Here is a 25,071-nt window from a genome sequence, read left to right on the forward strand (position 1 = left end):
CTGCCGACGCTGACCAGGTGCTCGCCCAGCGTCTGTCCCCCGCCCGGTATGGCGACAATGTTTTCCACCACCTGCGTCATCTGCCATTGGAAATAGTCGGCGAAAGGATGGCTGCTGCGAAAGCCAAGCACCCAGATCTTGCGGCTTGCCAGCATTGCCTCGACGGCAGCGTCAATCTGGCTGTCGGTGATGGTGGCGAAGGTGCCCTCGATATTGGCGATGCCCTGGGCCACATGGGCGCCCAGCGACTGAACCGTCGCCGTGTCGGTCGACGTCGTCAGGAACAGGCGCGAGCCGGTCTGCTTTTCCTCGCGCGCATGGCGGCGGGCTTCTTCGTAGTTCTCATAGCCCAGCCGTTTGACAAAGCGCGAAACCGTGGCGTTGGAGACGTTCGCCAAAGTGGCGAGCTCCGATGCAGAATAGCTGGCCAGCTCACCGGGAAAGTCGCAGACGAAGTCGCCAAGCCGCCGTTCCGCCGGGTGAAGCTCGTCTAGCGCCTCACGCACGCGGAAAAGAAAGGGCCGATCCTTGGGGTTCGTCATGCCGCCTGCCATTGAATTGTCGTCGCGCACATTTGCGCCGTTCAGGCGCGTCAGCAAGGGTGGAAACTTCAGAAGCCCTGCTTGGACTGCCGTAATCACTTAGGAATCACAGAGACATAAGCACATTTGCACACAACACAACTCTGCTATCTCCCCTACGTAAGTTTTGACTATAAAAAGATTGTTTCATATGTTACTTACGTGAAAATCAGTTTTCATATCTGGGTCAGCCAAGGGGGGAGAAACCATGGCAGCGGAAAATATGGTGCCGTCCGGCAAGTCATCGCCGGTCATTAGACAACTCGAATCGTCGCTCAGCCGCATAGGGGTGACAGGAGCGCACAAGCAGATCATCGCGCTGGTGCTCATTGGTGTGCTGTTCGATGCTTTCGAGCAGAACACAATCGGCGTTTCCGGGCCGATGCTCAAGGAGAGTTGGGGGCTGACTGGCGCCGACATCGGCTTCCTGAACACCATCACCTTCGGCAGCGCGGCCATCGGGCGGCTGCTGTCGGGCATCCTTGGCGACCGTTATGGCCGTCGCGTGATGCTGACCTTCAACCTGCTGCTCTTCACCATCGGTTCGCTGGCCTGCGCGCTGGCGCCGAATTTCGCGATGCTCGCCATTGCGCGTGGCGTTGTCGGCTTCGGCATCGGCGGCGAGATTTCGACGGCGGTGACCATGCTGTCTGAATTCTGCTCGCCAAAATTTCGCGGAACGGCGGCGGGACTGGTCAATGTCGGCGCCGGCGGCTTCGGCAACTTCCTCGCACCTGCCTTCGGCCTTTTGATCTTCACGATTTTTCCGGGTGAGAACGGCTGGCGCTGGCTGTTCGCCGCGCTGGCTTTGCCGGCGTTGCTGGTGGTGTTTTATCGCCGCTTCGTGCCGGAGACACCGCGTTTCCTGGCCTCGCAAGGCAGGATCGCAGAGGCCAACAAGGTGCTCTCGATCCTGGAATCGGGAACGCTCAGGCCACAAAACCTTGTTGTCCGCGAGTACCTGACGGCCGACCCGGCGCAGGAAGCGCCGAGCAAGAGCGCCTGGAAAGAGCTGTTCCGCGCGCCGTATCTCGGCCGGACGATTCCGGTCGCCATTGCCATCCTGATGAGCTACGGCGCGCAGCTTTCGGTGCTGACGCTTATGCCCATCATCTTCGTGTCGATGGGCTATACGCTGCAGGGCAGCCTGCTCTACTCCATGATCATCCAGAGCGGCAGCGTGCTCGGCGCCGTCGCGGCTTCGATGTTCGGCTACTACTTCCCGCGCAAGAAGGTGCTGACGGTGGGTGCGATCTTCGCCTGCCTGGCCGCCGTCTCGATCGCCACTCTCGGCACCAACATCTATCTGGTGCTGATGTTCGGCGCGATCTTCCAGTTCTTCGTGCTGCTGCTCAACACCTCGATCTGGATCTATGCGCCGGAGCTTTTCCCGACCCGCATTCGCGCCTTCGGCGTGGCCTTCATCCTGGCGACGGGATCGGCGGCGGGTTCATTCGTGCCGACGATCTCGGGCGCATTGTTCGACATCTACGGCATGGTCGGCGTGTTCGGCCTGGCAGCCGCCATGTACGCCGTCTTCGCCGTCTGCATCCAGATGGGACCTGAAACCTACGGCATGTCGATGGAAGACCTGACACAGCCGGCCGAGACTGATCTGCCCGAAATATCGACGCAGCCGGTACAAGCAAGAGTGTAACGATGAGCGTGACTTCACATATCCTGTTGATCAACCCCAACAGTTCGCATGCAACAAGCGACATGATGCATGCGATCGCGCGCAAAACGGCGACAGGACGGACGGCGGTGGCAGTTGCCACCGCCAGCCGCAACCCGCAGATGATCATCAACGGCGAGCAGCTTGAGGCATCGGCGGACCAGGTGATCGAGATCGGCTGCGGTCACGACGAAAACTGCCTGGGGATCATAGTCAGCGCCTTCGGGGATCCCGGCCTGGCGGCACTCAGGGAACGCGTCGACATTCCCGTCGTCGGCATCTGCGAAGCCTCGATGATCGAGGCTTCGCTCGGCGGCCGAAAATTTGGCGTCGCCACCACGACGCCCGATCTCGCCGAGGCAATTGCCGAGCGCGCGCTGGATCTAGGTCTCGCTCACCTCTATACGGGCATCCGGTGTACCCCGGGTGACCCTATCGCTGTAGCAGGCGACGAAAAGCTTCTCGTAAAATCGCTCGCCCAAGCGGTCAGCGATTGTATCGATCTCGATGGGGCCGAAGCCGTCATCATCGGCGGTGGTCCACTCGGGCAGGCGGCCGAGCAATTGCAGCCGCTGTTCGACACACCGATCATCGCGCCGATTCCCTGTGCGATGGAGCGGATCATCGGCATGCTGCCGGTGGGAACGGCCCGCTGAGCTCAAGGCAGCACTCAGGAGCGCGGATCTGAGTTTGGTCGCGCTCCCAACGCCTTGCCTGCAAAACTAATCCCGGTTGCGCGTTGTTTCGGCAGCGAATCCAAAATGGCGCATGACGAGGTCGCGGAAGCGGTCCGAAAAACCCGCTTTTTCGACCGCCCGTTGCATGCATTTCAGCCAGAGATCGCGCAATTCGGGGCCGATCTCGACATGCTCGTGGATTTCCTTGAGCCTCGAATGACCATGCTTCTGGACGTAGTAGCTCGGGCCGCCGAAGAAGCCGCAGAGGTAATTGAACTGCTCCTCGCGGGAGTGGGCAACGCCGTGGCCGCGAAGGTGCAGCACATGCAACGGTGCCGCATCCTCGTCCTGCTCGACGATGTCGTAGAAAATCTCGACGAGGCGACGGATGGCTTCTTCGCCGCCGACTTCGAGATAAAGAGAGCGCCCTTTTGGCTGCAGGCTTTCGTTCAAGATCATCCTCCCCTGAAGCTTTCGCGGCAGCGGTCTTGCTGGCATGGGCTGCAAGCGCCGTTCGCCGGGCCATCCCTCAAGCGGCCGGATGAAAGCATCGATTCATTTCGACACCAGCGCCAGCGATTTAAGCCACCCGCGTCCCACCGCCGCAGGCAGGCAACCGCTCACATGATGCCCCAGGCGCGGTACCTGCCCCTTCCGGTGATCTCGCGCAGGTCGAGTTCGCCGATCAAATTGAGCGCGCCGGCGGTGGTCACACCCAGCTCCTTTTCGACCATGCCGCTGGAGACCAGCGGCCGCGACAGCACAAGCTCGATCAGCTGAGGCAATTTCGATGTCGAGCGGCGGCCCTTGAGCCGCCTGTCCATCTGGGTTTTGGCAAGGATCAGCCGGTCGTGTTCCTTTGTTCCGGCCCTGGCTGTTTCGTAGACGCCGTCGAGAAAGGCCACCAGCCGCGTCGTGCGGTCGCGCGAATGCCTGCTCTCGCGCGGGATGATCCGCGCGCCAAGATAAAGTGCCGCCAGATGGGCTGTCGTCGCTCCGGCCTCGCGCAGCAGCGCTTCAACAAGCAGGCGTCCAAGCCAAGGCGCATGCTGCAGCGGCGCCATCACGCTCCAGGCGTCAAAGACGACAGCCGCGCGCAGAAGCGGCGGCAGGCCCTCGCTTTCGGAAAGTGTTCCCTGCCAGGCCGCAAGCCGCTCCGGCTCGTCCCAGTCGGCATCATAGATCAGCGGGTTTTTGTCGTCGGAGCTACGGCCCGGGGCTGCATCGGCACGCCTGGGCGGCTGGTTTGCCAACCCATCGCCGCGCGTCCGTTCAAGCACTGCCTGAGCACGGTCAAGCGCTGCATCGAGCGCGGCCATTTCGGCGCTCAGGCTGTTGTCGCCGTCGTCTTCGTCCTCATCGCCAACTTCCCGCGATGCCTCTTGCGCTTGCGGTTTTGGCGGCACGGGTGCAGCGCCTCGTCCGCACAGCGTGGCAAAGCCCTCGCGGCCCAGCGCCCAACCGGGCCTGTTGCCGAAAATCTGGCGCCTGAGCCGCAGGATCTCATGCGCCCGGGTCAGTTCGTGCGTCGGCGCGCGCAAGTCCATATGCGCGTCATGCAAAACCAGGTCCTCGGTATGCACCAGTTCGCCATCGAGCCACAGCGACGATGCGGCATCGGTAAAATGGCTGCGCTCGACAAAACCCTTTCCCACCGGCGAACGGGCAATGCGCTCGTCGAGGCGCACTAGCGCTTCGCTCGCCCGCATCGCCGGGCCAACGAGGCTTGTCAGGGGCAAATCGTTCAGATCGTGAGCCATTGATCAACTAAACACGAAGCGCAACTGAAGCTATAGTGGGCGTCACTTTATTATAGCGCAAGGGGCCCGCACGACAGAGAGCTGCAACAACCAGAGCGCTCAGTCCTTGCGGCTCTCCAGGTCGATCAATCCCTCGAGCAAATCGAGCAGCTGTTCGTAGCGCTCGTGTCCGATACGCTTTTGGACCTCGTCATAGATGGCGCTGCTTTCGGGCGCGACTTCGGCGATCAGCACTTGCCCCTTGGGCGCGATGGCCAGCATCACGCGGCGCCCGTCGCCCTCGACCTTGCCGCGCGTGATGAGCTTACGCTCTTCCAGCGCCTTGATGATCCGCGTCAAGCTTGGCGCCAGTATCGACGCCCGTTCGGCAAGTTCCGTCGCATCGAGCGGGCTCTGCTCGCCCAACACGCGGATGACACGCCACTGCTGCTCAGAGACGCCATGCTGGGCAAGGATCGGGCGAAACTGAGCCATCACCGCTTCGCGCGCGCGCAGCAACGACATGGGCAATGAGCGTCGGGTGTTCTGCGGCAGCAAAGACGAACTCCTGATGGAAGGCATTTCACTTTATTCCCGATATTGCGTCCGGTCACAACGGATCAACGCCGCACGCCAGCCACCAGCGGGATCCGAACAGCATGGCGGCGCAACACCATGCTTGACATCGGGCTGCGTAACTATTTAACATGTTAAATATCGATGCGCCAGCTCACCAGAAAGAAGCGTCTTGCCCCACCTCACCCTTGAATATTCAGCCAATCTCGACGACCGGGTTGACATCCAGGCGCTGTGCGAGCAGCTGTCGCAGGCGATCCTAGACACCGGCCTGTTCGAGCACGGTGCGGTCAGAGTGCGGGCACTGGGTGCGGACGCCTATGCGATTGCCGACCGCGTGGCCGAAAATGGCTTCATCGACATGAGTTTCAGGATCGGCGCGGGCCGATCAGCTGACGACAAGAAGCGCGCGGGCACCGCCATCTTCGCGGCCGCGAACGCGTTTCTGGCGCCGCTTTTTGCCAGTCCGCATTTCGCGCTTTCCCTCGAGATCCGCGAGATCGACGCCGAGCTCAGCTGGAAAAACAACGCCATCCACCCGCGCCTGCGTAACAAGTGACGGAAACCGACATGTCAGAATTCGAAAACAATCTGCGTAAGGCTGAAGCCTATCTCGAGCGCTTCCGGTCCGTAGGCGTAACCAACCACATCAATGGCGAGGCCATGGCGGCACTCGATGGGACAAGTTTCGAGACCATCTCCCCGGTCGATTTGAAGCCGCTTGCCCAGGTAGCGCACGGCAAGGCCGCCGACATCGACCTCGCGGCCAAGGCAGCCAAGGCAGCCTTTCCGGGCTGGGCGGCGCAGTCAGGTGACGCACGCAAGAAGCTGCTGCATGCCATTGCCGATGCCATCGTCAAGCGGGCCGAAGAGATCGCCTTCGTCGAGTGCATGGACACCGGCCAGTCGCTGAAATTCATGGCCAAGGCAGCACTGCGCGGTGCCGAAAACTTCCGTTACTACGCCGACAAGGCACCCGAGGCGCGCGATGGCCGCACGCTGCATGCACCCGGCCAGCTGAACATGACCACCCGCGTGCCGATCGGCCCGGTCGGCGTCATCACGCCGTGGAATACGCCCTTCATGCTGTCGACATGGAAGATCGCGCCCGCACTCGCCGCAGGCTGCACCATCGTGCACAAGCCGGCGGAATTTTCCCCCCTGACCGCTCGTCTCCTAGTCGAAATCGCCGAAGAGGCCGGCCTGCCGAAGGGCGTGTGGAACCTCGTCAACGGCCTCGGCGAAGATGCCGGCAAGGCGCTGACCGAACACCCCGACATCAAGGCGATCGGCTTCGTCGGCGAAAGCCGCACCGGTTCGATGATCATGCGCCAGGGCGCCGACACACTGAAGCGCGTGCATTTCGAGCTCGGYGGCAAGAACCCGGTGATCGTCTTCGCCGACGCCGACCTCGAACGCGCGGCGGACGCTGCGGTGTTCATGATCTACTCGCTCAATGGCGAGCGCTGCACCTCGTCCTCGCGCCTGCTGGTCGAAGCCTCGATCTACGACAAGTTCACCGCCATCGTGGCGGAGAAGGCCAAGCGCATCCGTGTTGGCCATCCGCTTGATCCGCAGACGGTCGTCGGCCCGCTGATCCACCCGGTGCACGAAGAAAAGGTGCTGTCCTACATCGAGCTCGCTCGCTCGGAGGGTGCTACCATTGCTGCCGGTGGCGGCAAGGTCGAGGGACCAGGCGGTGGCTGCTATGTCGCGCCGACGCTGTTTACCGGCGCGCGCAACGACATGCGCATCGCCCAGGAAGAGATTTTCGGGCCGGTGCTGACCGCGATCCCGTTCAGCGATGAAGCCGAAGCTCTGGCAATCGCCAACGACACCCAATACGGCCTCGCCGGATATCTGTGGACATCGGACGTGACACGCGCCCTGCGCTTCACCGAAGGGCTAGCCGCGGGGATGATCTGGGTCAACTCGGAGAACGTCCGCCATCTCCCGGCACCGTTCGGCGGCGTGAAGAACTCCGGCATCGGCCGGGACGGCGGCGACTGGTCGTTCGATTTCTACATGGAAACCAAAAACATCGCCTTCGCCACGACGGCCCACAACATCCAGAAGCTCGGCGGCTGAGCGGGAACAGACATCATGCCATTGCCCACACCCAACCTCTATCCCGCCTTCAACATCGTGCGGCTCAGCCATGTCGAGCTGGCGGTCACGGATCTGGCCAGATCCCGCGCCTTTTATGTCGACACGCTCGGCCTCCAGGTCACCGACGAGACGGCTGATACAATCTACCTGCGCGCCATGGAAGAGCGCGGCCACCATTGCATCGTGCTGAAGCAAGGCGACAGGGCCGAAGCCCGCGACCTCGGTTTCAAGGTGTTCTCCGAGGACGACCTCGACCGGGCTGGACATTTCTTCAAGGCGAAGGAACTGCCGGTCGAATGGGTCGAACGGCCCTATCAGTCACGCACGCTGCGCACCCGCGACCCGCATGGCATTCCGCTCGAATTCTATTCGAAGATGGACCGGCTGGCGCCGATCCACCAGAAATACGCGCTCTACAAGGGCGTGAAGCCGCTGCGCATCGACCACTTCAACTGTTTCTCGCCTGACGTCGACCAGTCGGTGGCCTTCTACAACGAGCTCGGCTTCCGCGTGACGGAATATACGGAAGACGCCGAGAGCGGCAAACTGTGGGCGGCATGGACCCACCGCAAGGGCGGCGTTCACGACATCGCCTTCACCAACGGGCTTGGGCCGCGCCTGCATCACGTCGCCTTCTGGGTGCCGACACCGCTCAACATCATCGACCTGCTCGACCTGATGGCAACCACCGGTTACGTCGCCAATATCGAGCGCGGCCCAGGCCGCCACGGCATCTCCAACGCCTTTTTCCTCTACATCCGCGACCCCGATGGTCACCGCATCGAAATCTACTGCTCGGACTACCAGACGGTCGACCCCGATCTCGAGCCGATCAAATGGGACCTCAAGGATCCGCAGCGCCAGACGCTGTGGGGCGCCCCTGCGCCGCGCTCGTGGTTCGAGGAAGGCAGCACCTTTGCCGGCACCGAGCCGCGTCTGTCCGCGCTTGCGGCATCGCCGATCATCGCACCGTGAGGGCAACGACATGAGCGACAGGCCCMGTTTCGCCACCTACACGCATGGCGGAAAAACCAGCTACGGCGCTGTGACCAAGAGCGGCATCATCGAACTCGCGCCCCATTTCCCGCAATGGCCAACCCTGCGTGAGGTCATCGCGGATAGCGGTTTCAATCAGCTGGCAGAAGCAGCGGCGCAACGCGCGGCTGACATCGCCGAAGATGCGGTCACCTTCCAGATCCCGGTTCCGGCACCGGAAAAGCTGATCTGCGTCGGGGTGAACTTTCCCGACCGCAACGAGGAATACAAGGACGGCCAGGTGGCCCCTGCCAACCCGTCACTGTTCATCCGGTTTCCGCGCTCGTTCGTCGGGCATCGCTCAGCGATCGTGCGGCCGCCGGAATCGCCGCAGCTCGACTATGAGGGCGAAATCGTCATCGTCATTGGCAAGGCCGGACGCCGCATCACCGAAACGGATGCACTCGGCCACATCGCCGCGCTTTCGCTATGCAACGAAGGCACCATTCGCGACTRGGTGCGGCACGCCAAGTTCAACGTGACCCAGGGCAAGAACTTCGACGCCTCCGGCGCCATCGGCCCCTGGCTCGTGCCCTACACCGACGAGACGCAGATTGCCGACATCCGCCTGACGACCAGGGTCAATGGCGAGTTGCGGCAGGACGATCGCACCAGCCGCATGATCTTCAGCTTCCGCAAGTTGATCGCCTACATCTCGACCTTTACCACGCTCGTTCCAGGCGATGTGATCGTGACCGGCACGCCGACAGGTGCCGGCGCCCGTTTCGAGCAGCCGCGCTGGCTGAAGTCAGGCGATGTCGTCGAAGTCGAAGCCGAAGGCATCGGCACATTGCGCAACACGGTGATGGACGAGCAGCCATGAAGCTTTCGCCACAGCAGCATCTGGCCGCCGCCCAGCGTCTCGACCAGGCCGAAAAGCAGCGCAAGCAGATCGGGCTTTTGTCGCTCGACCATGCCGAGATGGACATGGAAGACGCCTATGCCGTGCAGGCCGAGTGGGTGCAGCTCAAGCTCGCCCAGGGCCTCCGCAGGATCGGCTGGAAAATCGGCCTGACCTCCAAGGCAATGCAATATGCGCTCAACATCGATATCCCCGATTCAGGCGTGCTGCTCGACGACATGATGTTTTCGGATGCGGCGACGATACCAGCCGACCGCTTCATCCAGCCGCGCATCGAAGCCGAGATCGCCTTCGTCATGAAGGCGCCGTTGCAGGGCCCCAACACGACGGTCTTCGACGTACTCAACGCCACCGATTTCATTGCGCCGTCCATCGAGATCCTGGATACGCGCATCCTGCGCAGCGACCCGGCCACTGGCCGCACGCGCACAATCGTCGACACCATCTCCGACAATGCCGCCAATGCCGGCATCATTACAGGCGGTCGGCCGATGCGGCCCACCGAAGCCGACATGCGCTGGATCGGGGCCATCGTGTCGCGCAACGGCGAAGTCGAAGAAACCGGCCTGGGTGCCGGCGTGCTCAACCATCCCGCAGCCGGCATCGCCTGGCTTGCCAACCGGTTGGCGATGTTCGGCGGCTCGATCGCGGCCGGCGACATCGTGCTGTCCGGTTCGTTCATCCGCCCTGTCGAGGCACGCCATGGCGACACGATCACGGCCGATTTCGGCCCCTTCGGCACCGTCAGCGCCTATTTCGCCTAGAGAACCCCATGCCCGCACCAGTTAATACGTTCAAGGCCGCCCTGCTCGGCGGCGAGGCACAGATCGGTCTATGGCTCGGCCTTGCCAATGCCTACACCGCCGAGATCTGCGCCGGCGCCGGCTTCGACTGGCTGCTCATCGATGGCGAGCACGCGCCTAACGATATTCCCACGATGACGACACAGCTCCAGGCGATCGCGGCATCAGGTACAAGTGCGGTCGTGCGCCCGCCGATCGGCGAGACATGGATCATCAAGCAACTGCTCGACATCGGCGCCCAGACGATCCTGGTGCCGATGGTCGAAACCGCGGACCAAGCGCGCCAGCTCGTCCAGGCCATGCGCTACCCGCCGCATGGGGTGCGCGGCGTGGGTGCCGCCCTTGCCCGCGCTTCAGCTTTCAACCGCATCCCCGACTATCTGGCGACGGCCAATGACCAGACCTGCCTGCTGGTCCAGCTGGAGAGCCGGGCCGGCCTTGCGGCACTCGAAGGCATCGCGTCGGTCGACGGCGTCGACGGTATCTTCATCGGACCGGCCGACCTCGCCGCCGATATGGGATATCTCGGTAAGCCCGGTGCCCCTGAGATGCAGGCCGCGGTGGAAGATGCAATCATGCGCATCAGCAAATGCGGCAAGGCGGCGGGGATCTTGACCTCCGACACCGAGCTTGCGGCACGCTATCTCGAATTGGGCGCGGCCTTCGTGGCTGTCGGCACCGACGTCACCCTTCTGGCGCAGGCCACCAGCACGCTTGCCGGCAAATTCAAGGCTGCCCGCAACGACCAAGCCCCAGCCTCCAGCTCTGGCTATTGAGCGGTCCGAACATCTGAAACGCAAAAAAAGGCGGCCAAGGGCCGCCCCAGACTGCTGACAAACCCCGCCTTTTTGGCGGGGTTTTGTTTTTGGTGTTGGTCGGCTTGGAGATTGCCGGTTTCGGGGATTTGCCGGAGCGGTGCCGGTGTTCAGGCGGGCATCGGCTTTGGCCTGGGGCTCAGCGTCAGGGCGATCTTCTTGATATTTTGGCTGGCGGCGGCGATCAGGCACTGGCAGGCGACGCGTGTCAGCCCTCGGAAGCGGGCGTAGCGGTGGCCGTGCAGTTGCTTGGCGTCGGCGAAGGAGCGTTCGACGGTCTCCTTGCGGCGGCGGTAGACGGCCTTGCCCCATGCGGTCAGCCGGTTGGCGTCGGCGCGCTCGCGGGCGTCCTGCCAGACATGGCGGGTGATCAGGCGAGTGGCGTTGGCGTTTGACGTGCACGACGCGAGCAGCGGGCAGTCGCGGCAGATGGCCGGATCGGACTTGTAGTGGCGGTAGCCGTTGCGGTCGGTGGTGGCGTAGGCGAGCACCTGTCCCTGCGGGCAGCAGTAGCCGTCGAGCTCAGGCTCGTAGGCGAAGGCGCTCTTGCGCATCATGCCGGGCCTGGGCGGGGGAGGGTTGCGGTAGCCGGTGACGCCTGCAATGGCGCGCGCCTCCAGCCCCTTGGCGATGCCTGCTGTGGCATAGCCGGCATCGAGCCCGACCGCGGCGACGTCAAGGCCGAAGCGCTGCCGCTGGCGGTCAAGGCGGCCAAGATAGACGATGGAGTCATGCACATTGGCCGGCGTGGCGAAGGTGTCGGTGATGATGGCGTGTTTGGCGTCGACGGTGCGGTGATCGAGGTAGAAAAAGCCTTTCGGCTTGCCCTCGCGCACCATGTAGCCAGCTTGCGGGTCGGTGCGCGAGACCTTGGTCTGCTTCTCCACCGGCTGGCGGTCCTTCTCCTTCAACGGCTTCTGTCCGTGTTCGGCGCGCTCCGCCGCGATGGCCAGATCCAGATCGTTCCAGTAGTCGGCGCGCGACTTGGCAACCACTGCAAGGTCGTGTTTGCCCTTGTTGGCGTTGGCCTTCAGATGCGTCGAGTCGGTGTACAAAACCGTGCCGTCGACCAGCCCGTGGCGGATCGCCTGCGCGACGATGGTGTCGAAGATCGCCTGCGCCACGCTCTCGTCGCGATAGCGCCGGCGCCGGTTCTGCGACAGCGTCGAGGCGTCGAACACCTTGTCGGTCAGCTTCAGCCGCAAAAACCAGCGATAAGCGACGTTGACCTCGATCTCGCGCACCAGCTGACGCTCCGAGCGCACGCCAAACAGGTAGCCCAAAAACAGCGCCTTGAACATCAAGGTCGGATCGAGCGGCGGGCGGCCATTGTCGGGGCAATACAGCGGTGCTGTCAGCTCGTGGATGAACGAAAAGTCGATCACCCGATCGATCTTGCGCAAGAGGTGGTCGGGCGGGACCAGCTGGTCGAGCGTCACCATCTCGATCGCGGTCTGTTCAGGGCCAGGGCGCTTCAGCATGACCCAGTGAATCAAAAACCCCCGGCAATTGCCAGGGGTTTGTCAGCAGTCTGAGGCGGCCAAGGGCCGCCCTTTCCTTTTGCTGTCCTGCGATCACCCGGCGCCAGCCGCAGAGCCGCCCCTCACAGCAGAAGCCAGCGCTCGATCAGCGCGTGATGTGAACCGTCTGCATCTGCATGTACTCTTCGAGCCCCCAATGGCCGAACTCCACGCCGATGCCCGATTRCTTGGCGCCACCGAAGGGTGCTGCGGGCGAAATCGAACTGTGGTCATTGACCCAGGCGGTGCCGCATTCGAGGCGCCGCGCCAGCTCTTCAGCCCGCTTGAGGTCCGACGACCAGATCGAGCCGCCCAGGCCGTTCTCGCTGGCGTTGGCACGCGCGATCGCGTCGTCGACTTCGCTGTAGCGGACGATCGGCAAGATCGGGCCGAACTGCTCTTCATCGACGATGCGCATGCCGTCGGTCACTTCTGTGACCACGGTGAGCGGGAAGAAATAACCCGCTTCCCCTGAAGGAGCGCCACCGCAAAGGAAGCGTCCGCCATTGGCCTTGGCATCTTCCGCAAGCTCGCGAACCAGATCGAACTGCGCCTTGTTCTGCAATGGACCGAACTGGCTTGCCGGATCGGTCGCTGGACCGACCTTCGCCGCACGCGCCAGCCCGGCGATCTTTTCGGCGAGTGCATCGTGCAGGCTTTCATGCACATAAAGCCGCTTGAGCGCAGCGCAGGTCTGGCCGCTGTTGCCGAAGGATTTGGCGAAGATCGCCGGCGCAATGGCGTCGATATCCGCGTCTGGAAGGACAATCGCCGCGTCATTGCCGCCCAGTTCGAGCGTCAGTCGCTTCAACGTCGTTGAGGCATTGGCCATGATGTTGCGCCCGGTCGGGGTCGAGCCGGTGAACACGATCTTGTCGATGCCGGGATGGCCGGCGATAGCGCGGCCGATGCCGCCTTCGCCGGTGACCGAATTGAGCACGCCGCGCGGCAAATGCGCATTGGCAAGCTCAACGAGCCGAAGTGTGCTCAGCGGCGTGTAGGACGACGGCTTGATCACCACGCAGTTGCCCGCCATCAGCGCCGGCATGATGTGCCAGGTGGCGATCAGCACCGGATGGTTCCACGGCGTGATCGAGCCGACCACGCCAAGCGGCTTGCGGTGCACTTCGATCCTGAGCTTCTCGTCGTCGCGGATGACTTCGACGGCAGGCCTAAGCTTTGCCGTTTCACGCATCCAGTGGATCGCCGCGCCGATCTCGCCATGAGCACTGGCGCGGGGTTTGCCCTGCTCGGTCGAGAGCAACACGGCCAGGGCCTCCTTGTCGCCCTCGACCGCATTGGCGATCTCGTCGAGCAATCTTGCCCGTTCATCGAACGACGTATCCCGCCATGTGGGAAACGCCCTACGGGCGGCGGCGACTGCTGCATCAAGATGTTCTGGCCTGGCAGCTGGACACTGAGCGAACACTTCCGCCCGCGCCGGATCGATCACGCCGAACGTCTCTGCGGCTTTGACCTTTTCGCCATCGATGATCATCGCATGGGTCATTCTTATCTCCCTCGAATTTCAGCAGGCTGAGGCCCTGGCCGGGCAGCATTGCTGGAAAACCCGTCCAGCCAGCCTTCGCGCAGTTGAGGCACCGCGCGGATCAGGCTGCGCGTGTAGTCCGACTGCGGTGTCTCGAACACCGACCGCGTTTCGCCATGTTCAACGATCCTGCCCGCCTGCATCACCGCCGTCTTGTGCGAGAAACGCAGCGCCAGCCCTAGATTGTGGGTGATGAACAAGATGCTGAGCCCCTCGTCCTCGATCAGCCTCGTCAGCAATTTGACGATGCTTTCCTCAACCAGCGGGTCGAGTGCCGATGTGATCTCGTCGCAGATCAGAATGTCGGGTTTCGCCGCCAGCGAGCGCGCGATGCAGACGCGCTGTTTCTGTCCGCCCGAAAGCGAAGCCGGATAGCGGTCGAGATAAGCCGCTGGCAGCTCGATGGACTCCATCAGTTCGCGAAGCCGCTGGTCGGCGGCTGCACCACGCAAGCCGTGAAAATAGGTTAGCGGACGGCCGATAACGTCGCGGATGGTCTGGCGCGGGTTGAGCGCAAGGTCAGGCAATTGGTGGATGTACTGGATCAGCCGGCGCTGATCGAAGCTGCGGCCTTCGACGACAGGCGCCAGTATGCTGTCACGCATCCGGATCTGGCCGGTACGCGCCGGCTGCAGCCCGGCAATGCTGCGCGCCAAGGTGGTTTTGCCGCTGCCCGATTCACCAACGAGCGCCAGCACCGAACCAGCGCCCAATTTGATCGACGCGTCCTTGACCGCCGCGACCCCGCCATAGCCGACATCGACATTGCTCACGTCAAGCAACGTCGCCTCGCCACCATTTGCGCTGGCATAGGTACCGTCGCCCTGATTGGCGACCAGGCGCTGCGCGTATTCGGTCTGCGGGTTGTCCACCAGTTGCCGGGTCGTGCCCTGCTCGACCATCTTGCCGTTGCGCATGACCACGATCCGGTCAGCCATCTGCGACACCACGGCCAGGTCGTGCGAGATGTAGAGGGCGCCGCAATTATGCGTACGCGCCACCTTCTTGATTAGCCGCAACACCTCGATCTGCGTCGTAACGTCAAGTGCGGTAGTCGGCTCGTCGAAAATGATCAGGTCGGGCTGGTTGATGAGCGCCATGGCGATCATCGCGCGCTGCAACTGACCACCGGAAACCTGGTGCGGATAGCGCCGCCCGAAATTCTCGGGATCGGGCAGCTGAAGCTCCTCGAACAGCTCGACCGCCATACGCCGCCTTTGGGCCGTGGTCAGCTTCTGCGACATCGCAGGTATTTCGGTGACTTGGTCTTCCAGCCGATAGAACGGATTGAACGCGGCGGCAGCACTTTGGGCGACATAGGACGCCTTGGTGCGCCGGATGGTTTCGAGCTCGCTGATGCCCAGTTCCATGAGCGATTGGCCACACAGCTTGATCGAGCCGGCGGTTGGCACGCAGCCAGCCTTGAACAGCATGATCGAGCTCAACGCGAGCGTGCTCTTGCCAGCCCCGGATTCCCCGATAATGCCCAGCACCTCGCCACGATCGACATGGATCGAGACGTCATCGAGCAAAACGCTCGAACGTGCCTCGACGCGCAGATTGTCGATGCTCAGTATCCGATTTCCGCTCATTTCAATTCCGGTTTGTCTGAATAGCGGCCAACGAGCCAATCAACGATCCCGTTCACGCTCAAGCAGAAGAGCGCGATGCAGAAAGCCGGTATCAGCGGTGTCAGACGGCCGGTTGAAAGGGCGAGCGCATTCTCGCGGACAAGGCCGCCAAGATCGGCCGCGGGTGGCTGGATGCCGATGCCCAGGAAGCTGAGCGAACTGATGAAAAGTGCTGCCGACGAAAGCCCAAGCCMGAACTGCGCCAACAGCGAGGGGATCATGTTGGGCAGTATTTCCTTGAACAGGTACCAGTGCAGGCGCTCGCCGCGCAGGCGCCCGACTTCGACATATTCCATCGCCGCCAGGTCACCTGCGATCGGGCGGGTGACACGGTAGTAGGTGCTCGACTGCAGGACCGCCATGGTCAGGATCAGCGTGGTCAGCGACACGCCGGCAATGGCCAGGATGATCAAGGCGAAGATGATCTGCGGGATCGACATCAGGATATCGACCGCGCGCCCGATGACGATGTCGACCCAGCCCTTGCTGAGCCCCGCGAGGATGGCAAGCGTCACGCCGAGCATACATGCCAGCGTGGTCGCTATCAGCGTCGCAACGAATGTATAGCGCGTGGCGTAGAGGATGCGGGACAGCATGTCCCGGCCAAGGCCATCTGCGCCCAGCACGCCGCCCACGCCAGGCGCATCGAACGGCGTGTGAACCATCTCGTTCGGCGGAAAGGGCGCAAGTACAGGCGCGAAGATGGCGGCAGCCGCCATCGTTGCGAGAACGGCCACGGAAACGCCCAGCGTCACTTTATTCGACACGGTTCAGTTCCCCTTCCTGGGCAGTCGCTGGCGCGGATTGACGAGCATGGCCAAAAGGTCGGAGGCAAAGTTGAGCGAGATGAAAATGGTCGAAAACAGCACGCCGCAGGCCAGCACCATCGGAATGTCGCGATAGGCGACCGCGTCCACCATCAGCTTGCCCATGCCCGGGTAGTTGAACACCGCTTCGATCACGACGACGTCGACGATCAGATAGGCCATGGTGATCATGCAGATCGACACGATCGGCGAAAGCGCATTGGGAAGCGCGTGCTTGAGGATGATCTTGTTGCGCGGAATGCCCTTTGTCTCGGCCATCAGGATGTAATCCGAGCTCATCACCCCAAGCACGGCGGCGCGGGTGAGCTTCATCACATGAGCTTGCGCTACAAGCACCAATGTCAGGACAGGTAGCGTCAGAGCCGAAATCCAAGTCGATAGGCTGGCGCTGGAGCGGACCATCGACAGCGGGGGGAACAGTCCGAGCTTCACGGCAAATATGAAGACCAGGAGATAGCCGATCAAAAACGACGGCATCGACAGGAATATCGCCGAGATCGAGCCGGTCGCGGTGTCGATCGCCTTGCCTCGATTGATCGCCGAAAGCAGTCCCGCCGCAATGGCCAAGGGCAGCACGATCACTGCGGCCGAGCAGGCCAGGATCAGCGAATTGATAAGGCGCGGCACCAGCAGGTTGATGACAGGTTGGGCATTGGAGAGCGAGCTGCCGAAATCGCCCTGCAGCGCATTGGTCAGCCAGTGCAGGTACCTCACCGGCAAGGGTTGGTCGAGGCCCAGCGACTTGCGCAGGGCCAAGACCGTTTCAGGCGTCGCGTTCTGGCCGAGCAACGCATTGGCTGCGTCGCCCGGCAACATCGACGTTCCCACAAAAACCAGGAACGAGATGAAGAAGATCGACACGAGTCCAGACGCAACCCTGGCTACTACGAACGATTTCACCGGGGAATTGGCGAATAGAGTCATGCCGTMCAGTCCTTGGTATCAGGCGAACCAGACCTGCTCGATGGCGCGGTAACCGGCCATCTGCAGTGCCGAGGGCACAAAACCGTCGAGATCGCTGGTCGTGCCTTCAACCGTGCTGGAGAAGAACGGAATGATGGTTCCGCCGTCTTCGCGGCAGATCTTCTGCGCGGTGGCGTAGAAGGCCTTGCGCTTTTCAAGGTCCGGTTCGGCGCGTGCCGCGATGACGGCAGCGTCGAAGTCCTTGTTCACCCACTTGCACTCGTTGTTGCCAGACGTGCTGAGGAAGGCGACCGAGAAGATCGCGTCGGCCGTCGGCCGGTCGGAACGTGCCGAGACATGGAACGGCGTCTGGCCAACGATGGTTTCCCAATAGCCGTCCGAAGGCTCGCGCTTGACCTCGATCGGAATGCCCGCCTTGGCGGCGTGCTCCTGGAAGATCACGGCCATGTCAACGGCGCGCGACGAGATGGCTTCCGAGGTCTGCAAAACGATCGGGCCCTTGAAGCCTGTCTTGTCGAACAGTTCCTTGGCGCGTGCCGGATCGTATTCCGTCTGCGGCAGGTCGGCTGCGTAGACCGGATCGCTCGGTGCAACGGGTGTATCGTTGGCAATGCGGCCGACACCCACCGAAACGCGCTCAAGCATGTCGGGACGGTTGACGGCAAGCTTGAGGGCCATGCGCATGTCGGGATTGTCGAACGGCGCCATATCCGTGCGCATGTTGAAGCAGATGAAACCGCGACCTTCGGTGTTGTAGATCTTCAGGTTCGGCATCTGGCGCATCAGYGGCGCGGTACGCGCGTCGAGCAGCGTGGTCAGATGGATCTGGCCGCTCTGGAAAGCGCTGCCCAGCGCCGAGGCATCGTTGATCGCAAGGAACTCGACGCTGTCGACAAAGGCTGCGTCCGACTTGAAATAATTCTCGTTGCGCTCGGCTTCGAGAACTTCGCCCGGCGAGAACCTTTTCAGCTTGTAAGGCCCGGTGCCCACGCCATCAAACGTCGTTGTTCCAGCCGGAACGATGCCGAGCGAGAAAGCCGTCAGCATGGCGGGGAACATGTAGTTGGCTTCGGGCAGGTCGATGATGACGCGGTTTGGACCATCCGCACGGATATCGGCGACGCCCTTGATGATGCTGCGCATGTTGGAACGCGAAGCTTCTTCGGCGTGGCGCTTCAGCGAAAAGACCACGTCTTCGCTGGTGAAGGCCTTGCCATTGTGGAAGGTCGCACCCTCGACCAGATCAAAAATCCAGGTCTTGCCGCCATTGGACGGCTCCCAGCTCTTGGCGAGACCGGGGCGCAGTTCCATGTCCAGTCCGTGAACCTCGATCAGCGAGTTGTACGTGATGCCGGACATGACCGCCGTGTAAGGCGAACCGAATGTGCGCGGGTCCAGCGAGTCCGCCGTCGAGGCACCACCACTGGCCACCACAAGGTGTCCGCCGCGCTTGGGCTCAGCCGCCCACGCACCACCGCCGGGCAATGCCGCCATCAGGCCGGAAGCCGCTGAAATCTTGAGCAGGCTTCGGCGCGAAATCGTAAACATCTTCCTCACTCCCTTTTTCACAAATTGTCCCGCAACGCCCGCTCCTTTTGCGGCGTTCAGCAGGCATTCCCCTCTGCACCTGGCCCCTCTGCGCCCGGCGTGAACCAAAGCGGCAAGGCGCTGGGCCTCACCGCTCCTCCATGGTCATTCGCCAGGCTCTCCCTTCGCCAGGTCGCCCAACTGGCGCGACTTGACGAACTGCAGACGTTCGTAAACCAGATTTCTCGCAGCATCGGCTCCGCGCGCCTCGACGCAAGCAATCAGCGCGCGCTGAAACGCCACGGCGCGACGGGCTACGTCAGGCGACGAGCCGCGGACATAAAGCGGCATCAAGACATGGCTAAGCGCCCTGAACTGCGCGACCAGAACCCGGTTGTGGGAAGCCCCGACAACGCAGCCGTGGAAATTGATCGCCGCCCAGGTGAATTCCTCGGGGTCGTCGATCAGGCGCTCGGCCTCGGCCAGCGCGTCATGCAGCGCCTTGATATCGGCGCTGTCGGCGTTGGTTGCCRCAAGGCCTGCCGCCATCACTTCAATGGCGATCTGGGTGTCGAGCAGCTCTTCGGTGCTGATGCCGATCAACTTCAGCTGGATGGCAATGGTCTCGGCCAGGCGCTCGGAATTGCCCTCGGCGACAAAGATGCCGCCCTTGATGCCAACCTTGACCTCGATCACGCCCGACGCCTGGAGCGAGCGCAAGGCATCGCGCATCGTCATGCGGCTGACGCCGAATTGCAGCGCCAGCGACGACTCCGAGCCAAGCCGATCGCCGGGGGCCAGCCTGCCGGCAAACAGAACCGTTCGTATCTGATCGATCACGTTCGCCGAGAGCGTGGACTGCTTGCCCGAGGACCATAGGCGCTCGGCCGGCCCGACCATCTGGGTCAGACCGCCACCGTCAGCATCAGGCGCTTTTTGCATGCCTATCCCTTTGATACGATATTTAGGACAAAAAAGAGTATTTCGAGTCGAATATCAAGCTAAAAATGACGATTGCACGACCATTTTTTTTAAACTATCATATGTTTTGAAAATGGCGGTAACGAGCTCCCGCCTTCAACAATTTCAATCAGTTGAGTGGGACATGATCATAGAAGATCAGATAGATCGCTTGATGCGGATCGGATCCGAGAGGGTCAGGGCGGGCGATCGCGAGATCCTGCCCATTATCAATCCCGCCAGCGGCGAAACTGTCGGAGAAATCCCGGTCGCGACCGCCGCCGATCTGGATAATGCGCTTGATGCAGCCGGCACGGCGTATCGGTCCTGGCGCAAGGTTTCAGCCTTCGAACGCTACGGTATTTTGCGCCGTGCAGCGGCTCTGCTGCGCGAGCGTACCGCCAGCATTGCCCACTTCATGACACTGGAGCAGGGCAAGCCGGTCGGTGATTCCATGGCGGAAGTCATGGGCGCCGCCGACATCTTCGACTGGTATGCTGAAGAAGGCCGCCGCGCCTATGGGCGCATCATTCCCTCACGCACGTCAGGCGTCCGCAGCCTTGTCTTCCGCGAGCCAATCGGCCCGGTTGCGCTGTTCACGCCGTGGAATTTTCCGATCACCATTCCGGCGCGCAAGATCGCCGCGGCACTGGCGGCCGGGTGCTCATGCATCGCCAAGCCGGCCGAGGAGACACCTTCCCCGACGCTGGCGATCGCTCAGGCGCTTGCGGATGCCGGCCTGCCCGACGGCGTGCTCAACATCGTCTTCGGTGTGCCGGACCAGATCTCGACGCATCTGATCGCATCGCCCGTCATCAAGAAGATTTCCTTCACCGGATCGACCCGCGTCGGAAAACATCTCGCCAAGCTGGCAGCCGAAGGCGTCAAGCCAGCGACGCTCGAACTCGGCGGACACGCGCCGACGATCATTTTTGCCGACGCCGATATCGAAAAAGCAGCCGAGATGACCGCGCGGTCGAAATACCGCAACGCAGGCCAGATCTGCATCACCCCCACCCGGTTTTATCTGCACGAGTCCATCCACGACAGGTTCGTCGCCAGGTTCCGCGAAGTAGCGGCGTCACTCAGGCTCGGCGACGGCCTAGATCCCACCACGCAGATGGGGCCGCTGGCCAATGTGCGTCGGCTCGACGCCATGGAAGGCATGATTTCGGATGCGGAACGCTGCGGCGCCCGCATCGAACTGGGCGGCGAACGTCATGGCGAACGCGGCTATTTCTGGCAGCCGACAATCCTGACCGATGTGCCGAACGAAGCCCGCATCATGAACGAGGAGCCGTTCGGACCCGTCGCCGTGACACGCCGGTTCAAGGATTTCGACGAGGTCGTCGCCCAGGCAAACCGCTTGCCGTTCGGCCTGTCCGCCTACGCTTTCACCCGGGACACAACGACGGCGACAAGGATCGGCGACGAGCTGGAGTCCGGCATGGTTGGCGTCAACCACATGGTCCTGACGACACCCGAAACCCCTTTCGGCGGGGTCAAGGAAAGCGGCTACGGATCCGAAGGCGGGTCGGAAGGCCTCGATAGCTATCTCGTGACCAAATTCGTGACACAGGGCTGAAATTTAGCGCAATGAACGAGAATTCCATTCCCAATTTCCGCGAGCTTGGTGAAATCACCGGCTCGACCGACTCGCGCGACGTGCTCTCGCATGCCACGCGCCAGGCGGCGAAGAACTTTGACGACTATCTCATCGTCGACGTCGACGCCCACGTCTCGGAAGATCATTTCTGGTCCGAAATCATCGACCTGATCGACAATGATGTGCTGCGCCAGATCGGCCAGCAGCAGGTTAAGGGTTTTGCCGGCCCGAACGCCTTGCTCAACATCTCGCCTGGCCTGTCGCTGCAGAGCGTTGGCGGGCGCATCGGCCACCAGGGACGCCGCGAGCCGGTGCTGGACGACAGCGTGCACCGCTTCATTTCGACCGCGCGGCGCTCGATGGACGCGATGGGGCTGGACTACCAGGTGGTGTTTCCCAGCGCCATGCTGCTGCTTGGCATGCACCCGCAGGACGAGATCGAGGTGGCGCTGGCCAAGGCGTTCAACCGCTGGATGATCGAGCGCATCCTGCCGATCGACACGCGGATGAAAGGCCTGCTCTATCTCCCCTTCAATACGCCCGAGGCCTGCGAGGAACTGGTCGCCCAGTATGGCGATACCGAGGGTATCATCGGCTTCACCGTCTGCTCGACACGCAACAAGCCGGTGCATCACGACTGCTACATGCGGCTCTATTCAATGATCCAGGAACTGGGCAAGCCGCTGGCTTTCCACTCCGGCTATCATTGGGGCGATCCGTCCTTCGCGCAGCTCAACCGCTTCTTGTCGATGCATGCGCTGTCCTTCACCCACTACAACCAGATCCATGTGACCAACTGGATCATCAACGCCATGCCCGAGCGCTTCCCCAAGCTGAACATGCTGTGGGTCGAAAGTGGGCTCGCCTGGATCCCGTTCCTGATGCAGCGCCTCGACCACGAGGTGATGATGCGCCCCAGCGAAGCTCCTGGCCTGAAGCGGCTGCCCAGCGAATACATGCGCGAGATGTACTACACGAGCCAGCCGCTCGAACGTGGAAACATGAAGCTTCTTGAAGCGACCATGGAGGCCATGAACGCCGAAACCCAGTTGCTCTACTCGTCCGACTGGCCGCACTGGGACTGGGATTCGCCCGCGACCATCGATTCGATCCCGTTCCTCTCCGAACAGGCCAAGCGCAACATTCTCGGGCTCAACGCCGCACGGCTGTTCAAGCTGGACACGACACGCCGCAAGCCGCTCGCCGCAGACGTGCTCGCCAGTCGTCCGAAAACCTCATCGTAGTGGCACAGAACATGACAACATCCGAACATGACGCTGGTTTCAGCGCAGCTGCCGCAGCGATCGCCGCAGTGGCAGACGAAGCTCTGGCAACCCGAACGCTTGATAGCATCAGCGAAGCCGACATTGCCGTTGCGCTTGCCGCACTGGGACGACTTTACTCGGCCAAGGTGGAGAAATCCGACAAGGTTTTCCCGCCCGTCGCTCAGGACGCCCTCACCGCCACCGAGACGGCGGTCCTAGTCAGCGAATTGCTGCGAGCAGCCGACCTCAATGTCTTCGATCTGGCCATGTGGTTCAGGAGGGCGTCGTGAGCGCGCCGGCTATGGTGGCGGGTGCGTCGCGGCAGGTCGTTCTGGGCCGTCACGATGACCTCAAGACCCGGCAGCGCATGGTCGTCGAAGTGGATGGCGTCGGCATCGGCGTCTATTTCATCGGCGATGAAGTGCGGGCCTATCTCAACATTTGCCCGCATATGGGCGGGCCGGTCTGTCAGGGCAAGATCATGCCGCGCACGCTGGAGCAGGTCGCCGAAAACGGCAAGAGCCTGGGCCTCGGCTTTTCCAAAGACCAGTTGCACATCGTCTGCCCCTGGCATGGATTCGAGTTCGACATGCTGACCGGCCGTCACCCGATCGACAAGAATGTTGGGCTGACGCCTGTTCCGGTGCAGGTGAGCGACGGCGAGGTTGTGCTGACCGTCGGGGGACCTCGGCCATGACGGCAGTGCTGGAGACCGACGTCCTCATCGTCGGTGCAGGTCCGGTCGGGTTGACGCTGGGCATGATCCTGGCGCAGCGCGGCGTGGCCGTGACGCTGCTTGAGACGCGTCATCGTGGCGAGCCACCGAATGTGAAATGCAATCACGTCTCGGCGCGTTCGATGGAGATCCTCAGACGGCTGGGCGTCGCAAGTGCTGCCCGCAATGCGGGTTTGCCGGCCGATTATCCGAACGATGTTGCCTACCGCACCAGCATGGTCGGCAAGGCCATCACCCGCATCCCGATCCCCAGCCGGCGCGATCGCTACACGGCGACCGGCGGCCCCGATACGGACTGGCCGACGGCCGAGCCGCCGCACCGGATCAACCAGCTCTTCCTGGAGCCGATCCTGTTTGAACATGCGGTAGCGATGCCGGGCCTGACCGTGCTCAACCGCACCGAATACCTGTCTCACACCGAGACCGCTGATGGCGTTGAGATCAGCGCCCGCAATATCGACAGCGGTGAGCAAACGACGATCCGCGCCAGCTATCTCGCCGGCTGTGACGGCGGCCGCTCGCAGGTGCGCCGCGACATCGGCTCCAAGCTGGTCGGCGACGCAGTGGTTCAGCGCGTTCAGTCCACCTACATCCGCGCGCCCGAATTGCTCGGCCTGATGAACGACCAGCCGGCATGGGCGAGCTTTTCGCTCAACCCTCGCCGCAGCGGCAATGTCTACGCCATCGACGGCCGGGAAACCTGGCTGGTGCACAACTATTTGCGCGATGACGAGCCGGACTTCGACAGCGTCGACCGCGACTGGTCGATCCGCGAAATTCTGGGCGTCGGGCCGGAGTTCTCCTACGAAGTGATCTCGAATGAAGACTGGTTTGGACGGCGCCTCGTCGCCGACAGGTTCCATTCCAGGCGCGTGTTCATTTGCGGCGACGCTGCACATCTGTGGGTACCTTATGCCGGCTACGGCATGAATGCCGGCATTGCCGATGCGGAGTGTTTGGGCTGGTTGCTCGCCGCCTGCGTCGCCGGATGGGGCAAGGCAGGCATGCTCGATGCCTATGCCGCCGAGCGCCAGCCGATCACCGAACAGGTTTCGGTCTTTGCGATGAACCATGCGCACGCCATGGCCAAGGAGCGCCGTATCGTCCCCGCCGACATCGAAGACGACACGCCAGCCGGCGAGACGGCGCGCGAGACGCTCGGGCGCAAGATCTACGATCTGAACGTCCAGCAATATTGCTGTGGCGGCCTCAACTTCGGCTACTACTACGACCGCTCGCCGATCATCGCCTATGACGGCGAGGCACAGCCGGCCTATTCGATGGCCGATTTCACACCATCGACAGTGCCCGGCTGCCGCACGCCTCACATCTGGCTGGCGGACAAGCGCTCGCTCTATGATGCAATGGGGCCTGGCTACACCTTGCTGCGGTTCGACTCGGCCCGCGATGCCCAGCCTTTGAGGGCGGCGGCAGCGGCGCGCGGCATCCCGCTCCAGCTTCTCGACGTTGTGCCCAGCGAGCAAGGTTGCGGCCCTTACACTGAAGCCTTCGTGCTGTCGCGGCCCGACCGGCATGTCGCCTGGCGCGGCGAAACCTGCCCAGTCGATCCCGACGCCCTGCTCGACACAATCACCGGTGTGGCCGCCTCACTGAACTGAGGGAGCCTGATGCGACCTGTTTTGGAATTCTGGAG

24 protein-coding genes are annotated in these 25,071 nt (G+C 62.4%); 13 read left to right on the forward strand and 11 right to left on the reverse strand.

Annotated features, from left to right (window positions below; all coding sequences use genetic code 11):
• Positions 1-542, reverse strand: a 542-nt coding sequence (locus AC1DWF_RS02205; protein ID WP_476841431.1) for a MurR/RpiR family transcriptional regulator, incomplete at its 3' end; no start/stop codon positions are given.
• Between the two features lie 247 nt (positions 543-789).
• On the opposite strand from AC1DWF_RS02205, the gene AC1DWF_RS02210 reads away from it, so the two are divergent.
• Positions 790-2,238: an MFS transporter gene (locus AC1DWF_RS02210; RefSeq protein ID WP_476788694.1), complete on the forward strand. Its 1,449-nt coding sequence runs from the start codon at positions 790-792 to the stop codon at positions 2,236-2,238.
• Positions 2,239-2,246: 8 nt separating this feature from the next.
• Positions 2,247-2,912 carry an aspartate/glutamate racemase family protein gene (locus AC1DWF_RS02215; RefSeq protein ID WP_476788732.1) on the forward strand — a complete coding sequence of 222 codons (666 nt, stop codon included), beginning with the start codon at positions 2,247-2,249 and terminating at the stop codon, positions 2,910-2,912.
• Between the two features lie 66 nt (positions 2,913-2,978).
• On the opposite strand, the gene AC1DWF_RS02220 is transcribed toward AC1DWF_RS02215, so the two are convergent.
• The 3 genes from AC1DWF_RS02220 to hpaR form a co-directional block, all read right to left on the reverse strand.
• A complete protein-coding gene (locus tag AC1DWF_RS02220) occupies positions 2,979-3,386 on the reverse strand; it encodes a group II truncated hemoglobin (protein ID WP_476786120.1) in 408 nt (135 codons plus the stop codon).
• A 167-nt stretch (positions 3,387-3,553) separates the two neighbouring features.
• The gene (locus tag AC1DWF_RS02225; RefSeq protein ID WP_476786121.1) at positions 3,554-4,693 is read right to left on the reverse strand and encodes an RHE_PE00001 family protein; all 1,140 of its coding nucleotides are present in this window, start codon (positions 4,691-4,693) and stop codon (positions 3,554-3,556) included.
• 99 nt (positions 4,694-4,792) lie between these two features.
• Positions 4,793-5,254 (reverse strand): homoprotocatechuate degradation operon regulator HpaR, encoded by a 462-nt coding sequence (gene hpaR / locus AC1DWF_RS02230; protein ID WP_476786122.1) that lies wholly within the window; start codon positions 5,252-5,254, stop codon positions 4,793-4,795.
• A gap of 166 nt (positions 5,255-5,420) precedes the next feature.
• On the opposite strand from hpaR, the gene AC1DWF_RS02235 reads away from it, so the two are divergent.
• Genes AC1DWF_RS02235 through hpaI form a run of 6 tightly spaced genes read left to right on the forward strand, consistent with a single transcriptional unit; the run spans position 5,421 to position 10,833 of the window.
• The gene (locus AC1DWF_RS02235; RefSeq protein ID WP_476786123.1) at positions 5,421-5,807 is read left to right on the forward strand and encodes a 5-carboxymethyl-2-hydroxymuconate isomerase; all 387 of its coding nucleotides are present in this window, start codon (positions 5,421-5,423) and stop codon (positions 5,805-5,807) included.
• Positions 5,808-5,818: 11 nt separating this feature from the next.
• Positions 5,819-7,336 carry a 5-carboxymethyl-2-hydroxymuconate semialdehyde dehydrogenase gene (hpaE, locus tag AC1DWF_RS02240; protein ID WP_476788695.1) on the forward strand — a complete coding sequence of 506 codons (1,518 nt, stop codon included), beginning with the start codon at positions 5,819-5,821 and terminating at the stop codon, positions 7,334-7,336.
• A 15-nt stretch (positions 7,337-7,351) separates the two neighbouring features.
• Positions 7,352-8,332 (forward strand): 3,4-dihydroxyphenylacetate 2,3-dioxygenase, encoded by a 981-nt coding sequence (gene hpaD / locus AC1DWF_RS02245; RefSeq protein ID WP_476787054.1) that lies wholly within the window; start codon positions 7,352-7,354, stop codon positions 8,330-8,332.
• Positions 8,333-8,342: 10 nt separating this feature from the next.
• The gene (locus AC1DWF_RS02250; protein WP_476841421.1) at positions 8,343-9,215 is read left to right on the forward strand and encodes a fumarylacetoacetate hydrolase family protein; all 873 of its coding nucleotides are present in this window, start codon (positions 8,343-8,345) and stop codon (positions 9,213-9,215) included.
• Entirely contained in the window at positions 9,212-10,018 is an 807-nt protein-coding gene (gene hpaH / locus AC1DWF_RS02255; protein WP_476784431.1) for a 2-oxo-hept-4-ene-1,7-dioate hydratase, read from the forward strand. The genes AC1DWF_RS02250 and hpaH overlap by 4 nt, the downstream gene beginning before the upstream one ends.
• An 8-nt stretch (positions 10,019-10,026) precedes the next feature.
• On the forward strand, positions 10,027-10,833 hold the full coding sequence (gene hpaI / locus AC1DWF_RS02260; protein ID WP_476788697.1) for a 4-hydroxy-2-oxoheptanedioate aldolase: 807 nt from the start codon (positions 10,027-10,029) through the stop codon (positions 10,831-10,833).
• Positions 10,834-10,982: 149 nt separating this feature from the next.
• Here the strand turns inward: hpaI and AC1DWF_RS02265 are convergent, their stop codons facing one another.
• The 7 genes from AC1DWF_RS02265 to AC1DWF_RS02295 form a co-directional block, all read right to left on the reverse strand.
• Positions 10,983-12,353 (reverse strand): IS1182 family transposase, encoded by a 1,371-nt coding sequence (locus AC1DWF_RS02265; protein ID WP_476804316.1) that lies wholly within the window; start codon positions 12,351-12,353, stop codon positions 10,983-10,985.
• 145 nt (positions 12,354-12,498) lie between these two features.
• Positions 12,499-13,902: an aldehyde dehydrogenase family protein gene (locus tag AC1DWF_RS02270; protein WP_476841422.1), complete on the reverse strand. Its 1,404-nt coding sequence runs from the start codon at positions 13,900-13,902 to the stop codon at positions 12,499-12,501.
• A gap of 2 nt (positions 13,903-13,904) precedes the next feature.
• A complete protein-coding gene (locus AC1DWF_RS02275) occupies positions 13,905-15,533 on the reverse strand; it encodes an ABC transporter ATP-binding protein (protein WP_476784435.1) in 1,629 nt (542 codons plus the stop codon).
• Complete coding sequence (locus AC1DWF_RS02280; RefSeq protein WP_476841423.1) at positions 15,530-16,339, reverse strand: ABC transporter permease; 810 nt, start codon at positions 16,337-16,339, stop codon at positions 15,530-15,532. The genes AC1DWF_RS02275 and AC1DWF_RS02280 overlap by 4 nt, the downstream gene beginning before the upstream one ends.
• A gap of 3 nt (positions 16,340-16,342) precedes the next feature.
• Positions 16,343-17,323, reverse strand: a complete 981-nt coding sequence (locus AC1DWF_RS02285; RefSeq protein ID WP_476788700.1) for an ABC transporter permease — start codon at positions 17,321-17,323, stop codon at positions 16,343-16,345.
• Positions 17,324-17,341: 18 nt separating this feature from the next.
• Positions 17,342-18,871 carry an ABC transporter substrate-binding protein gene (locus AC1DWF_RS02290; protein ID WP_476788701.1) on the reverse strand — a complete coding sequence of 510 codons (1,530 nt, stop codon included), beginning with the start codon at positions 18,869-18,871 and terminating at the stop codon, positions 17,342-17,344.
• A 144-nt stretch (positions 18,872-19,015) separates the two neighbouring features.
• On the reverse strand, positions 19,016-19,792 hold the full coding sequence (locus AC1DWF_RS02295) for a FadR/GntR family transcriptional regulator (RefSeq protein ID WP_476841424.1): 777 nt from the start codon (positions 19,790-19,792) through the stop codon (positions 19,016-19,018).
• Between the two features lie 193 nt (positions 19,793-19,985).
• On the opposite strand from AC1DWF_RS02295, the gene AC1DWF_RS02300 reads away from it, so the two are divergent.
• From AC1DWF_RS02300 to AC1DWF_RS02320, 5 genes are read left to right on the forward strand one after another with little or no spacing between them, the layout of a single operon-like run.
• Positions 19,986-21,395 carry an NAD-dependent succinate-semialdehyde dehydrogenase gene (locus AC1DWF_RS02300; RefSeq protein ID WP_476787218.1) on the forward strand — a complete coding sequence of 470 codons (1,410 nt, stop codon included), beginning with the start codon at positions 19,986-19,988 and terminating at the stop codon, positions 21,393-21,395.
• Positions 21,396-21,406: 11 nt separating this feature from the next.
• Positions 21,407-22,660, forward strand: a complete 1,254-nt coding sequence (locus AC1DWF_RS02305; protein ID WP_476788703.1) for an amidohydrolase family protein — start codon at positions 21,407-21,409, stop codon at positions 22,658-22,660.
• A gap of 11 nt (positions 22,661-22,671) precedes the next feature.
• On the forward strand, positions 22,672-22,971 hold the full coding sequence (locus AC1DWF_RS02310) for a hypothetical protein (protein WP_476785982.1): 300 nt from the start codon (positions 22,672-22,674) through the stop codon (positions 22,969-22,971).
• Complete coding sequence (locus AC1DWF_RS02315; protein ID WP_476785981.1) at positions 22,968-23,378, forward strand: Rieske (2Fe-2S) protein; 411 nt, start codon at positions 22,968-22,970, stop codon at positions 23,376-23,378. The genes AC1DWF_RS02310 and AC1DWF_RS02315 overlap by 4 nt, the downstream gene beginning before the upstream one ends.
• The gene (locus tag AC1DWF_RS02320; protein ID WP_476788704.1) at positions 23,375-25,036 is read left to right on the forward strand and encodes an FAD-dependent oxidoreductase; all 1,662 of its coding nucleotides are present in this window, start codon (positions 23,375-23,377) and stop codon (positions 25,034-25,036) included. Before AC1DWF_RS02315 ends, AC1DWF_RS02320 begins: the two co-directional genes overlap by 4 nt.
• Positions 25,037-25,071: the final 35 nt, after the last annotated feature.

Source organism: Aminobacter sp. P4_D5, assembly GCF_056401815.1.

Bases quoted from the DNA above. Each gene is read 5' to 3' on its own strand.
- AC1DWF_RS02210 (WP_476788694.1), top strand. From the start codon at position 790: ATGGCAGCGGAAAATATGGTGCCGTCCGGCAAGTCATCGCCGGTCATT.
- AC1DWF_RS02225 (WP_476786121.1), bottom strand. From the start codon at position 4,693: ATGGCTCACGATCTGAACGATTTGCCCCTGACAAGCCTCGTTGGCCCG.
- hpaR (WP_476786122.1), bottom strand. From the start codon at position 5,254: ATGCCTTCCATCAGGAGTTCGTCTTTGCTGCCGCAGAACACCCGACGC.
- hpaD (WP_476787054.1), top strand. From the start codon at position 7,352: ATGCCATTGCCCACACCCAACCTCTATCCCGCCTTCAACATCGTGCGG.
- hpaH (WP_476784431.1), top strand. From the start codon at position 9,212: ATGAAGCTTTCGCCACAGCAGCATCTGGCCGCCGCCCAGCGTCTCGAC.
- hpaI (WP_476788697.1), top strand. From the start codon at position 10,027: ATGCCCGCACCAGTTAATACGTTCAAGGCCGCCCTGCTCGGCGGCGAG.
- AC1DWF_RS02265 (WP_476804316.1), bottom strand. From the start codon at position 12,353: ATGCTGAAGCGCCCTGGCCCTGAACAGACCGCGATCGAGATGGTGACG.
- AC1DWF_RS02275 (WP_476784435.1), bottom strand. From the start codon at position 15,533: ATGAGCGGAAATCGGATACTGAGCATCGACAATCTGCGCGTCGAGGCA.
- AC1DWF_RS02285 (WP_476788700.1), bottom strand. From the start codon at position 17,323: ATGACTCTATTCGCCAATTCCCCGGTGAAATCGTTCGTAGTAGCCAGG.
- AC1DWF_RS02300 (WP_476787218.1), top strand. From the start codon at position 19,986: ATGCGGATCGGATCCGAGAGGGTCAGGGCGGGCGATCGCGAGATCCTG.
- AC1DWF_RS02305 (WP_476788703.1), top strand. From the start codon at position 21,407: ATGAACGAGAATTCCATTCCCAATTTCCGCGAGCTTGGTGAAATCACC.
- AC1DWF_RS02310 (WP_476785982.1), top strand. From the start codon at position 22,672: ATGACAACATCCGAACATGACGCTGGTTTCAGCGCAGCTGCCGCAGCG.
- AC1DWF_RS02320 (WP_476788704.1), top strand. From the start codon at position 23,375: ATGACGGCAGTGCTGGAGACCGACGTCCTCATCGTCGGTGCAGGTCCG.